The following is a 12,664-nucleotide window of genomic DNA, read 5'->3' on the forward strand; positions in this document are numbered from 1 at the left end:
CCCAACGTAGAGACGTCAACATAGAAACATTATTCTGAAAGTTTACAATCCGCGAAACCCGACATAGCCGCCCTCCCCGTCGAACAGCACGTCATAGCCGTTCAGCAGGTGGAAGGACGTGTTGACGAACACCCGGTCCGGGGCGACGCGCAGATGGATCGCCTCGGGGGCGAGCGGGGTGCCGTCGCCGACGGTGAAGGCGTAGAGCGGAAAAGCCTGCGCTCCCGCGCCGACGCTGATGGCGACCTGCGTGCCCTCCGGCAGCGTGCGGGCGGGCGCCCCGTCTGCGCCCGCACCGGCGACCCCGGCCTGCGCGGCGGGCACGGTCATGAACATGGCGCCGACGCCGGTATCCACCAGCGCGCTGCCGCAGGCCGGAGGGGTCGCGCCGTTCAGGCTGATGCAGGCGGGTGTCGGCTGCCAGTCCGTGCCGTCCGGCCGGCGCTCCAGCTTGATATAGCGGAAGGGCCCGCGCGTATTGGCGGCGGTGAGGCCGACATGCACGCCCTCCGCGGTCAGCACATAGCCCTGCCGGCGCGGGCGCTCGCCCGGCGCGATGTTCAGCAGCGGATTCTTGTCCGGCGTGCTCTGGCTCTGCCGGTCGGCCTCGCGGGCGAAGCCGACGCCGACCATGGCGATATGGCGCGGGTCGCGGGAGGGGGCGCAGTCGCGCGCGCTCGACAGGCAGCGCACCTCGCTCACCGCCAGCACCGGCAGCGGCGCGGTGGTGAGGCTCGCGCTTTCCTTGCCGGAGAGCGTGACGGGGGTCACTACCCACTGGCCGACCATCACCCGGCCGGAGCTCGTATAGGTCAGCTCGCCCGGCCCCTGCACGGGGAGCTGGTTGAGGCCGGGGATATAGGCGGCGGCGACCACGATGCCGGTGGAGCCGGAATCGAGATCCGCGCTCAGCACCTCGCCGCCAAAGGACAGGCCAATGCGCGGCACGCGGGCGATGCCGCCGGGCTGCGCATCGAGGTAGCGCAGGAACAGCCCCTCGCGGAAGGCGCTGTAATCCGGCGCGCGTTCGGACGCTTCTTGTGCGGCCAGCGGCCCGGAGGCGATTAGGGATGCGGCAATGAGCGTTCCAAGAATGGTGAGCCAGCAGCGCCGCATCGGTCCCTCACATATTCGGGTAGTTCGGCCCCCCGCCGCCTTCCGGGGCGACCCAGGTGATGTTCTGGTTGGGATCCTTGATGTCGCAGGTCTTGCAGTGCACGCAGTTCTGCGCGTTGATCACATAGACCTCCTCGCCATCCTTCTCCACCCACTCATAGACGCCCGCCGGGCAGTAGCGGTGGGACGGGCCGGCATAGACATCGTGCTCGGAACGCTTCTGCAGCGCCATATCGGCGACCTTCAGATGCACCGGCTGGTCTTCCTCGTGATTGGTGTTGGACAGGAACACCGAGGAGAGCCGGTCGAAGGAGACGATGTTGTCCGGGCGCGGGTACTCGATGCGCCGGGACTGCGCCGCCGGCTGCAGCGTCTCATGATCGGCCTTGCCATGCTTGAGCGTGCCGAAGGGCGAGATGCCGAAGGCGGTGTTCAGCCACATGTCGAGCCCGCCCAGCGCGATGCCGGCATAGGTGCCGAGCTTCGACCAGAGCGGCTTGACGTTGCGCACCTTCCACAGGTCGCGGCCGATGTCGGAGCCGCGCCAAGCCGCCTCATAGCCGGCGAGCACGTCATGCTCGCGCCCGGCGGCGAGCGCGGCAGCGGTTGCCTCGGCGGCGAGGATGCCGGAGAGCACGGCGTTATGGCTGCCCTTGATGCGCGGCACATTGATGAAGCCGGCCGAGCAGCCGATCAGCGCCCCGCCGGGGAAGACGAGCTTCGGCACCGACTGCCAGCCGCCTTCCGTGATGGCACGCGCGCCATAGGAAATGCGCTTGCCGCCCGCCAGCGTCTCGCGCACCAGCGGGTGGGTCTTGAAGCGCTGGAATTCCTCGAAGGGCGACAGATACGGGTTGGCGTAGTTGAGGTGGACGACGAAGCCCACCATCACCTGGTTGTCTTCCATATGGTAGAGGAAGGAGCCGCCGCCGGTGGCATTGTCGAGCGGCCAGCCGAAGGAGTGCTGGACGAGGCCGGGCCGGTGCTTTTCCGGCGGCACGGTCCACAGCTCCTTGAGGCCGAGCCCGAACTTCTGCGGCTCGCGTCCCTCGCCCAGCCCATAGCGGGCGATGAGCTGCTTGGAAAGCTGGCCGCGCGCGCCTTCCGCGAACAGGGTGTATTTCGCGCGCAGCTCCATGCCGCGTGTGTAGCGATCGGTGATCTCTCCGTCGCGGCCGATCCCCATGTCGCCGGTGGCGATGCCGACGATGCGGCCTTTCCCGGTCACACTGGCCTGACTGTCCACCTGACTGGCCTGACTGGTCACCTCACTGGACTCATCGACCAGCAGTTCAGCGGCGGCAAAACCGGGGTAGATCTCGACGCCGAGCGCCTCGGCCTTGGCGGCGAGCCAGCGGCAGACATTGCCGAGCGAGCCAACATAATTGCCGTGGTTGCCCATCAAGGGCGGCATCAGCGCGTTGGGCAGGCGCAGGGCGCCGGCGGGGCCGAGCAGATAGAAGCGGTCATCGGTTACCGCCGTCGTCAGCGGCGCGTCGGCATCCTCCCGCCAGTCGGGAAAAAGCCTATCCAGACCAATGGGATCGATGACCGCGCCGGAGAGGATATGGGCGCCGACCTCGGAGCCCTTCTCCACCACCACGACCGAGAGATCGGCGTTGATCTGCTTCAGCCGGATCGCCGCCGCCAGTCCCGCCGGGCCCGCCCCGACGATGACGACATCGAATTCCATGGCCTCGCGATCCGGCAATTCCGCCGCGTCCATAGCTGCCTCCGGCGCTCCCGCATGTTCTCTGGACTTCTTCCACGCTTGCCGCCCCCTGACAACCATCCCGCGGCGCGATAAGGTCATCCCTTGGACGGAAGAAGGCCCTTATGGACCCGAGACTTAACGAGCGCGACGCGATTGCCGACATCCTCGCCTTCCATGTGGAGGCGGGCGTCGATGTGGCGCTCGGCGACGCGCCGGTGGACCGTTTCGAGGAAAGCGCCCGCGAGCGCAGCATGCTCCGGCCGCGCCCGCAGGTCGCTGAATCGCGGCCCGCGCCGAGCGCCCCGGCGCCCGCGCGCCCGGCACATATTACCTCCCGCGCCCCCACCCCGGCCGCTCCTGCCCTGCCGGGCGACGCCCCGCCACCCCCGGACATCGCCGCCATCGAGGCCCGCGAAGCCGCCGCCTCAGCCCCGACGCTGGAGGCGCTTTCCGAGCTGCTGCAAGGGTTTGACGGCTGCCCGCTGAAGCACACGGCGACGCGTCTGGTGTTCGCCGACGGCAATCCGCGTGCGCGTCTCATGCTGGTCGGCGAAGCGCCGGGCCGCGACGAGGACATCGAGGGCAAGCCGTTCGTCGGGCGCTCCGGCAAGCTGCTCGACCGGATGCTCGCGGCGATCGGCATCGACCGCACCCGCGCCTATATCGCCAATGTCGTACCCTGGCGCCCGCCCGGCAACCGCACGCCGACACCGCAGGAAACCGCGATCTGCCTGCCGTTCATCCGCCGGCAGATCGAACTGGCGGACCCCGACATCCTCGTCTGCCTAGGGGGCCCCTCCGCGCAAACGCTGCTGGGAATCACCGACGGCATCACCAAGGCGCGGGGGCGTTGGCAGGAATATAATACCGGCACACGGACCATTCCCGCGCTGGCGACCTTCCACCCGGCCTATCTGCTGCGCAGCCCGCTGGGAAAACGCATGGTTTGGCGGGATCTTATGGCAATCGAGGCGAAGCTGGCCGAGTTCGGCGCCAATCCGCGCCCCTGAGCGGGGGCGCGGCGAAGAAGCGCGCGAATTGAACACGCCGACACATTTGAGTTATTCCATCCAGCGGTAAGCGGGCTTACTCTCCCAACGTCACGCCGACGCGGCGACGACAAGCATGGGGAGCACGATGGAATTCGATCCCGTCCTTCTGGCGCGAATCCAGTTCGCCTTCACGATCTCCTTCCACGTCATTTTCCCCGGCTTTACCATTGGCCTCGCCGCCTATGTCGCGACGCTGGAAGTGCTGTGGATCGCCACCGGGCAGGAGCGCTACCACCGCATCGCGCGCTTCTTCACCAAGATCTTCGCCGTGTCCTTCGCCATGGGCGTGGTGTCCGGCATCGTACTATCGTACCAGTTCGGCACGAATTGGAGCCATTTCTCCCGCGTCGTCGGCAACGTCATCGGCCCGCTGATCGGCTATGAAGTGCTGACCGCCTTCTTCCTGGAGGCGACCTTCCTCGGCATCATGCTGTTCGGCTGGAACAAGGTGCCGCGCGGGCTGCACGTCTTCGCCTGCATCATGGTGGCGCTCGGCACCTCGCTCTCCGCCTTCTGGATCCTCTCCGCCAATAGCTGGATGCAGACCCCGGCGGGCCATGAGGTGATCGACGGCATCGCCCATCCGGTGGACTGGCTGGCCATCATCTTCAACCCCAGCTTCCCCTACCGCTTCGCCCATATGCTGACCGCCTGCTACCTCACCACCGCCTTCGTGGTGCTCGCGGTGGGCGCACGCTATGTCTATCAGGGCCGCTTCGGCGAAGACGGGCGCACCATGATGCGCATGGCCATCGGCCTCATCGCCATCTTCGCCCCCATGCAGGCCTATATCGGCGATTCCCATGGGCTCAACACGCTGGAGCACCAGCCGGCCAAGATCGCGGCGCTGGAGGCGCATTGGGAGAATGTGCCGGGCGAGAACGGCATCCCGCTGGTGCTGTTCGCCATTCCCAATGAGGCGGCCGAACGCAATGATTACCAGATCGCCATCCCGCATCTCGGCAGCCTGCTGCTCACCCATAGCTGGGAGGGCACCTTTCCGGGCCTGAAGGAATACGCCCCGAACGACCGCCCGCCCGTGGTGATCCCGTTCTTCGCCTTCCGCATCATGGTCGGTATCGGGATACTTATGATCTGCATCGGCTGGTGCGGCGCCTGGCTGCTCTGGCGCCGGCGGCTGTTCGAGACCGACTGGTATCTGGCGCCGGTGCAGTTCGTCTGGCCACTCGGCTTCATCGCCGTGCTGTCGGGCTGGTTCGTGACGGAGGTCGGCCGGCAGCCCTGGGTCGCCACGGGCATCCTGCGCACGGTAGACGCCATCTCGCCCGTCGCCGGCTGGGCGGTAGCGACCACGCTCGCTCTGTTCGTCGTGGTCTATGCCGTCGTGTTCTCCGGCGGCATCTACTACATCAACCGCCTCATCGCCCGCGGACCGAAGGACGAAGCGGTGGACGCGCCCAATGAGGGCATGCCCAGCCGCCCCCTCGCCTCGGCCCACGAGGCGACCCGTGCCGCCATCAACGCCCCGGGGGAATGAGCCATGGATATGAGCGTCGGAATGGTCTGGTACCTGCCCGTCATCTGGTCGCTGCTGCTGGCGGTCGCCATCGCCATGTATGTGGTGCTGGACGGGTTCGATCTCGGCATCGGCATCCTCTTTCCCTTCGCCCGGAGCGACGTGGAAAAGGACCAGATGATGAGCTCCGTCGCCCCGTTCTGGGACGGCAACGAAACCTGGTTGATCCTCGGCGGCGGCGGGCTGCTGGTCGCCTTCCCCCTCGCCTACTCCATTGTGATGCCGGCGCTTTATCTGCCGGTCATCTTCATGCTGCTGGCGCTGGTGTTCCGCGGCGTGGCCTTCGAGTTCCGCCATGTGGCCGATACCAGCCGCTTCATCTGGAACATCGCCTTCGCCGGCGGCTCGACGCTCGCGGCCTTCTTTCAGGGCGTGCTGCTCGGCGGCTTCGTGCAGGGCATCAAGGTCGAGAACAACGCCTTTGCCGGCGGCCCGCTCGACTGGGCGACGCCCTTCGCCCTGTTCTGCGGGCTCGGCGTCGTCGCCGGCTACGCGCTGATCGGCAGCACCTGGATCATCATGAAGACCGAGGGCGCCGCCGCCCGCCATGCCCGCGGCCACGCCAAGCTGCTGCTGCCGACCGTGCTGGTGTTCATGGCCATTGTCAGCCTGTGGACGCCGATCGCCTTCCCGCGCATCGCCGACCGCTGGTTCACCACGCCGAACCTGTTCTACCTCGCCCCCGTGCCGCTGCTGACGCTGCTGCTCGCCTGGTTTGTCTGGCGCTGGCTGGAGGAAGGGCGCGAGAACCGGCCGTTCTTCGGCGTCATCGGCCTGTTTCTGCTCGGCTATCTCGGCATCGGGATCTCGATCTTCCCCTATCTCATCCCGCCGAGCCTGACGGTGTGGGAGACCGCCGCCGCCCCCGCCAGCCAGATCTTCATGCTGATCGGCACCATCTTCATGCTGCCGATCGTGCTGGGCTATGTCGCCTTCGTGTACTGGCTGTTCCGCGGCAAGGTGCGCGAGGGCGAGAGCTACCACTAGCTGCCCGCCAAACCTCCCGCCGGCGGGCGATCACTCCGCCGGCGTCATCCGCGCGCGGATCGGCGCGAAGGAGGTGCGATGATGCCGGCACACGCCGAGCGAGGCCAGCGCGGCCTGATGCTCCGGGGTGCCATAGCCCATGTGCCGCTCGAAGCCATAGCCGGGATGGGCGACGCCGAGCGAGGCCATCAGCCGGTCGCGCGTGACCTTGGCGACGATGGAGGCGGCGGCGATGGAGGCGACGAGCCCGTCCCCGCCGATGATGGCGCGGGCCACGCAATTCACCGGCGGTATATCATTGCCATCGACCAGCACGAGACGCGGCCGGCGCGGCAGGCCGGCGGTCGCCCGCGCCAACGCCCAGAGCGTCGCCTGCCGGATATTGTGGGTGTCGATCCGCACGGGCGGGGCGAAGGCAAGCGACACTTCGGCAGTGGCGCAGATCACCTCGAACAGCTTCTCGCGCTGGGCCAGCGTCAGGCGCTTGGAATCGTCGAGACCTTCCGGCACGCGCTCGGGATCGAGCACGACGGCGCAGGCGACCACCGGCCCGGCAAGCGGCCCGCGCCCGACCTCGTCGGCGCCGGCCACCGGCACCTCGCCAGCCGCCCAGGCGGCGCGCTCATGGGCAAAATCAGGTTTACGGCGGGGCTCCGCCCTAGGTCTCGCAGCCATCGGATCCCGTGATACCGGCACGACTCATGCCCCCGGAACGGGGAGCGCGCGCACCATGCCGCCGGCGCACGACAGACGCAACGGCACCATTGGCAAGGTGCGGGAATGCGCCTAAGCCTGCCGTCATCGGCGGGGAGAAGCCCATGAACATCTCGGAGCGTATCGAGGAATTCGTCACCCTCTGGGTGGTGATCGATCCCCTCGGCACGCTGCCGGTCTTCCTTGCCGTGACCGCCACGCTCGACGCCGCCTCACGGCGCAAGGCGGCGGTGCTGTCGACACTGGTCTCCTTCGGCGTGCTGGTTTTCTTCGCCATGGCCGGCCACTGGCTGCTGCGGGCGATGGATGTCTCCATCCATTCCTTCCAGATCGCCGGTGCTATCGTCCTTTTCCTGTTCGCGCTCACCATGATCCATGGCAAGAGCCACACCGACGCGCAGACCCCAGCCGAGACCAGCCCGATGGAGATCGCCATCTACCCGCTGGCGATCCCCTCCATCGCCAGCCCGGGCGCCATGCTGGCGGCGGTGGTGCTGACCGACAATGCCCGGCACAATTTCCCCGACCGGGCGCTGACCATCGTCGTGTTCAGCATCGTGCTGCTGATTACGCTGCTCATCATGCTGGCCGCCGGCCCGCTCGGCCGGCTGATCGGGCGCGGCGGCGCCTCGATCATCAGCCGCGTCATGGGCATGATCCTGGCCGCGCTCGCCGTGGATCTCGGCCTCAGCGCCGCCGCGGACTGGCTGAATCTGCCGCCGATCTGATCCCGCCTCAGGTCTCCGCCGACGTCACGTCTCCACCGGCGGCGGGGCGCCGAGGTGCTTGGCGAAAAAGTCGAGCGTGCGGCCCCAGGCGAGCTCGGCGGCGGCGGGATCGAAGCGGGTCGGGCTGGTGTCGTTGTTGAAGGCATGGTTCGCGCCCTCATAGACATAGATCGTGTAGTCCGTGCCAGCCTTCTTCAGCGCGTCCTCATAGGCCGGAATGCCCTCATTGATGCGGTTGTCGAGCCCTGCATAGTGCAGCAGGAGCGCGGCCTTGATGTCCGCCACGCGCTCAAGCGGCGGCTGCATGCCGTAATAGGCAACGCCCGCCTTCAACTCGGGGCTCGCCTCCGCCAGCAAATTCAACATCGCCCCGCCCCAGCAGAAGCCAACGGCCCCGACGGCGCCCGTCGAATCCGGATGCGCGGCGAGAAAGGTCACGGCATCCACCGCGCGCATCACCGTGGTCGGGCGGTCCAGCGCGGCGATCATCTCGCGCCCGCGATCCTCATTCTCCGGCGTGCCGCCATCGACGGAAAGGAAATCGACGCCGAAGGCGAGATAGCCGGCAAGCGCCATGCGCCGCGTCACGTCCTTGATGTGCGGGTTCAGACCGCGATTCTCATGGATGACGATCACGCCCGGCCGCTTGGCCGCCACGCGCCTGGCCCGCACGAGGTATCCTTTGACCGTCGCGCCGCCGGACTCATAGCTCGCCATGGTGATCTCAAGCCGGGGATCATTGTCCTCGACAATGGCGGCGCGGGCATAGTCGTTCATCAGCGCCGGCAGCAGTGCGCTGGCCGCCGCGACCGAGCCGGCCAGTGTCGCGAGCCGCTCCATGAACTCGCGTCGATCGAGCTGGCCATGCGTGAAGCGGTCATAGAGATCGATGATGCGCTGGTCCAAGCTGCCCTCCCGCCTGCTGTTGGACGATACGGCGCGCAGCATGGCCCGGCGACGACGCCGGGGCACATCAGAAGTCCGGGAGCGGTATCATCGCGCCGCAACGAAAAAGGGCGCCGCTCGCGCGACGCCCTTCATTCTTGTCACAGGCTGTGCTGGTGGGCTTCGATCAGAAGTCCATGCCGCCCATGCCACCGCCGCCCGCCCAAGTCGGCTGTTGCCGACTTGGGGTTCGCGTCAGGAAGCCGGGCGGCTTTATCGACGTCCTCAGAAGTCCATGCCGCCCATGCCACCGCCGCCCGCCCAAGTCGGCTGTTGCCGACTTGGGGTTCGCGTCAGGAAGCCGGGCGGCTTTATGGACGTCCTCAGAAGTCCATGCCGCCCATGCCACCGCCGCCCGGCATGGACGGGGCGCCGCCGCCGGACTTAGGCAGGTCGGCAACCATGGCTTCGGTGGTGATCAGCAGGCCGGCGATCGAGGCGGCGTCCTGCAGGGCGGTACGCACGACCTTGGCCGGATCGACGATGCCGGAGGCGATCATGTCGACGAACTGCTCGGTCTGGGCGTTGAAGCCGAAGTTCTGGTCCTTCGACTCCTGCACCTTGCCGACCACGATCGAGCCTTCCACGCCGGAATTCTCGGCGATCTGACGGATCGGGGCCTCAAGCGCGCGCAGCACGATCTTGATGCCGGCGGTGATGTCCGGGTTGTCGGAGGTGATCTTCTCGACCGCCTTCTTGGCGCGCAGCAGGGCAATGCCGCCGCCGGGGACGATGCCTTCCTCGACCGCCGCGCGGGTGGCGTTGAGGGCGTCGTCGATGCGGTCCTTCTTTTCCTTGACCTCGACCTCGGTCGCGCCGCCGACGCGGATCACCGCGACGCCGCCGGCGAGCTTGGCCAGACGCTCTTGGAGCTTCTCACGGTCGTAGTCCGAGGAGGTCTCCTCGATCTGCTGCTTGATCTGGGCGACGCGGCCCTCGATGTCCTTCTTCTTGCCGGCGCCGTCGACGATCGTGGTCTTTTCCTTCTCGATCACGACCTTCTTGGCGCGGCCGAGCATGGCGAGCGTGACGCTCTCAAGCTTGATGCCGAGCTCTTCCGAGATCACCTGACCGCCCGAGAGGATGGCGATATCCTCGAGCATGGCCTTGCGGCGATCACCGAAGCCGGGGGCCTTGACGGCCGCGACCTTGAGGCCGCCGCGCAGCTTGTTGACGACGAGCGTGGCCAGGGCCTCGCCCTCGACGTCCTCGGCGATGATGACGAGCGGCTTGCCCGACTGCACCACGGCTTCGAGAACCGGCAGGATCGCCTGAAGGCCCGAGAGCTTCTTGTCGAAAATGAGCAGGTACGGATCTTCGAGATCCACCGTCATCTTCTCGGGATTGGTCACGAAGTACGGCGAGAGGTAGCCGCGGTCGAACTGCATGCCCTCGACGACGTCGAGCTCGGTCTCGGCGGTCTTGGCTTCCTCGACGGTGATGACACCCTCGTTGCCGACCTTCTGCATCGCGCCGGCGATCATCTCGCCGATCGTGGCATCGCCATTGGCCGAGATGGTGCCGACCTGAGCGATTTCCTCAGTGTTCTTCACCTTCTTGGCGCGCTTCTGGATGTCCTTGATGGCCTCGATCACGGCGAGGTCGATGCCGCGCTTGAGGTCCATCGGGTTCATGCCAGCGGCCACGGACTTGGCGCCCTCGCGGACGATCGACTGGGCCAGCACGGTCGCGGTGGTGGTGCCGTCACCGGCGAGGTCGTTGGTCTTCGAGGCCACTTCGCGCACCATCTGGGCGCCCATGTTCTCGAACTTGTCCTCGAGCTCGATCTCCTTGGCGACGGTGACGCCGTCCTTGGTGATGCGCGGGGCGCCGAAGCTCTTGTCGATGACGACGTTGCGGCCCTTCGGGCCGAGCGTCACCTTCACGGCATTGGCGAGGATGTCGACGCCGCGCAGCATCTTGTCGCGCGCATCGCTCCCGAATTTTACGTCCTTGGCAGCCATCAGGCCTACTCCTTGGAAAGAGGATCAGTCCCGGCGCGGCGCCCGAAGGGCGGCATCACGGCACGGGACATCAGGGTCGGTTCGTCAGGCGAGGCGACGCCTCAGCCGACGATGCCGAGAATGTCGGATTCCTTCATGATCAGGACGTCCTGACCGTCGATCTTCACTTCGGTGCCGGACCACTTGCCGAACAGCACCTTGTCGCCGGACTTCACGTCGAGCGGGACGAGCTTGCCGGCCTCGTCGCGGGCGCCCGGGCCGACGGCGATGACTTCGCCCTGGGAGGGCTTTTCCTTGGCGCTGTCGGGGATGATGATGCCGCCTGCGGTCTTCTCTTCCGCATCGAGGCGCTTCACCACGATACGATCATGCAGGGGACGAAACTTCAGCTTGGCCATCTGGCGCTCCTCGGATCTTCCGCTCTGGCGCCGCCGTTGGCGCCGTTGGAATGGCTTTAGCACTCTTTCGTTCCGAGTGCCAAAGCCGGTGCGGAGATAGGTAGCGCCGGGTGGGGTGTCAAGCCGCCTGCTGCGGCGAAAATAGGGACGACGCAGCGGCAACGAGGCGCCATTCACGCAAAAAGCCCGGCCGTGGCGGACCGGGCTTTGCGAGTTGGTATCAGCGTTCCGGCGGACCGGGGCTCAGGAGGCTTTCTTGATCGACTTCTCGACCGAGGCCTTGATCGGCTCGGCGGTCTCGGCGGCAACCTTCTGGGCGATCGTCGAGAGTTCCTTGGCCTGCGCCGAGAGAACGTCGAACTGCTTGCGCATGTGGCCGGTCGAGAGCTCGACAGCCTCGGACACGCTCTTGGTGCCGAGCAGCGCGCCGACATAGTCGAAGGCCGCGTTCACATTGGCGCGCAGCGACTCGAGCGCCACCGCATTGTACTCGGCCACGCCCTTGGACGCGGTGGTGTAGGTGTCCTCGAGCAGGTCGGTGGTCTCTTCAGCGTTGGTCTTCATCTTCTCATACGCCTCACGAGCGGTTTGGACGCTCTTCTCCGCCATTTCGCGAACCACGGCCGGCACTTCGAGATTGGCCAGGTCGATCTTCGGCAGGGCGGATTCAAAAGCGGCGGTGGCCGCCTTGGCAGTCTTCTTCGCTGACGGCGGAACGGTGGTGGCGTCAACCATGATTTTTCTCCTCGCGTTCGCGGGTCGTGACAAACAAGGCGGCCAGCGCATCCGCGCATGGCTGCGACCGCCTTCGACTTGGCCGACGCGGCATCCCGAGGAGCCCACCCAAGTCGCACACTCTAATTGTGCAATGCAATATCATATTGCAATGCACAATCAAGCCCGTTTGGCCGATTTTTTTGCGCTCTGGCGCCAAAATGCGCACACACTGACGTTACGGCACATACGGGCCGGAACGCAGGGGAAGGTCGCCTGCCCGACGCGCGATCAGGATCAGGTGCTCTTGGCCTTGGACGCGCCGGGCTTGGGTGACGCCGGCGCGGCGCCGGGCGCCGTCGCTGCCGCCTGCGAGCCCAGGAGCTTCGCCTGCTCGGTCAGGCGCTCGGCCTGCTCTTTCACATAGTCGGCGTGCAGCCGCGACCACTCCTCGACGCTGGAGGCGCGGGCAAGCCGGGCCGCGAAGTCGAAGCCGGCCGCGATGTTGTCCTCGGCGAATTTCAGCGTCGTGCGCCCCATATCGCGCGCGCTGTCATGGGCGACATCGACCTGCCGGCCGGCATCGTCCAGCGCCTTGTGCGCGGCGCTGATGAAGCCATCGATCGCCGCGCGGGCCTGATCGACGCCCTGCTCGGCGATGTTGCGAAGTTCCGGCGGCACGTCCAGCTTCGGGCCATTGGCCATCGTGCATTCTCCTGCGCGTCGCAGCCATCATCCTAGCGGCAACCTGTGGGCGGTCCATTCGCGTTGCTGCCTACGACTAAAGTATTGAGC

The 12,664-nt window shown here is 66.7% G+C and carries 11 protein-coding genes and 2 pseudogenes; 4 read left to right on the top strand and 9 right to left on the bottom strand.

The annotated features are described in order from the left end of the window. Window positions 1-42 precede the first annotated feature (42 nt). The 3 genes and pseudogenes from OU996_RS20510 to OU996_RS21510 all read right to left on the bottom strand — a co-directional run. A complete protein-coding gene (locus OU996_RS20510; protein WP_267583441.1) occupies window positions 43-1,116 on the bottom strand; it encodes a hypothetical protein in 1,074 nt (357 codons plus the stop codon). A 7-nt stretch (window positions 1,117-1,123) separates the two neighbouring features. Continuing rightward, window positions 1,124-2,323: pseudogene (locus tag OU996_RS20515) on the bottom strand (electron transfer flavoprotein-ubiquinone oxidoreductase); the annotation flags it as partial. A 77-nt stretch (window positions 2,324-2,400) separates the two neighbouring features. After that, a pseudogene (locus OU996_RS21510) lies at window positions 2,401-2,842 on the bottom strand (NAD(P)/FAD-dependent oxidoreductase); the annotation flags it as partial. Window positions 2,843-2,952: 110 nt separating this feature from the next. On the opposite strand from OU996_RS21510, the gene OU996_RS20520 reads away from it, so the two are divergent. From OU996_RS20520 to cydB, 3 genes are all read left to right on the top strand, one after another. After that, on the top strand, window positions 2,953-3,840 hold the full coding sequence (locus OU996_RS20520; RefSeq protein WP_267583444.1) for a uracil-DNA glycosylase: 888 nt from the start codon (window positions 2,953-2,955) through the stop codon (window positions 3,838-3,840). Window positions 3,841-3,967: 127 nt separating this feature from the next. Further along, window positions 3,968-5,380 carry a cytochrome ubiquinol oxidase subunit I gene (locus OU996_RS20525; RefSeq protein WP_267583445.1) on the top strand — a complete coding sequence of 471 codons (1,413 nt, stop codon included), beginning with the start codon at window positions 3,968-3,970 and terminating at the stop codon, window positions 5,378-5,380. A 3-nt stretch (window positions 5,381-5,383) separates the two neighbouring features. Beyond that, window positions 5,384-6,406, top strand: a complete 1,023-nt coding sequence (cydB, locus tag OU996_RS20530; RefSeq protein ID WP_324290712.1) for a cytochrome d ubiquinol oxidase subunit II — start codon at window positions 5,384-5,386, stop codon at window positions 6,404-6,406. Between the two features lie 30 nt (window positions 6,407-6,436). On the opposite strand, the gene OU996_RS20535 is transcribed toward cydB, so the two are convergent. After that, a complete protein-coding gene (locus OU996_RS20535) occupies window positions 6,437-7,081 on the bottom strand; it encodes a ribonuclease HII (RefSeq protein WP_267583446.1) in 645 nt (214 codons plus the stop codon). A 143-nt stretch (window positions 7,082-7,224) separates the two neighbouring features. Here OU996_RS20535 and OU996_RS20540 point away from each other — a divergent pair, with 143 nt between their 5' ends. Next, window positions 7,225-7,848, top strand: a complete 624-nt coding sequence (locus OU996_RS20540; protein WP_267583447.1) for a MarC family protein — start codon at window positions 7,225-7,227, stop codon at window positions 7,846-7,848. 24 nt (window positions 7,849-7,872) lie between these two features. On the opposite strand, the gene OU996_RS20545 is transcribed toward OU996_RS20540, so the two are convergent. The 5 genes from OU996_RS20545 to OU996_RS20565 all read right to left on the bottom strand — a co-directional run bounded on the left by OU996_RS20545 (window position 7,873) and on the right by OU996_RS20565 (window position 12,574). Beyond that, a complete protein-coding gene (locus OU996_RS20545) occupies window positions 7,873-8,796 on the bottom strand; it encodes a dienelactone hydrolase family protein (RefSeq protein ID WP_267583448.1) in 924 nt (307 codons plus the stop codon). Between the two features lie 320 nt (window positions 8,797-9,116). Beyond that, window positions 9,117-10,757 carry a chaperonin GroEL gene (gene groL, locus OU996_RS20550; protein ID WP_267583449.1) on the bottom strand — a complete coding sequence of 547 codons (1,641 nt, stop codon included), beginning with the start codon at window positions 10,755-10,757 and terminating at the stop codon, window positions 9,117-9,119. Window positions 10,758-10,858: 101 nt separating this feature from the next. Next, window positions 10,859-11,155 carry a co-chaperone GroES gene (gene groES, locus OU996_RS20555; RefSeq protein WP_267583450.1) on the bottom strand — a complete coding sequence of 99 codons (297 nt, stop codon included), beginning with the start codon at window positions 11,153-11,155 and terminating at the stop codon, window positions 10,859-10,861. A 243-nt stretch (window positions 11,156-11,398) separates the two neighbouring features. Further along, the gene (locus OU996_RS20560) at window positions 11,399-11,890 is read right to left on the bottom strand and encodes a phasin (protein WP_267583451.1); all 492 of its coding nucleotides are present in this window, start codon (window positions 11,888-11,890) and stop codon (window positions 11,399-11,401) included. Window positions 11,891-12,166: 276 nt separating this feature from the next. After that, on the bottom strand, window positions 12,167-12,574 hold the full coding sequence (locus OU996_RS20565) for a phasin family protein (protein ID WP_267583453.1): 408 nt from the start codon (window positions 12,572-12,574) through the stop codon (window positions 12,167-12,169). Between the last annotated feature and the right edge of the window lie 90 nt (window positions 12,575-12,664).

This window comes from Ancylobacter sp. SL191 (assembly GCF_026625645.1).
Classification (GTDB): domain Bacteria; phylum Pseudomonadota; class Alphaproteobacteria; order Rhizobiales; family Xanthobacteraceae; genus Ancylobacter.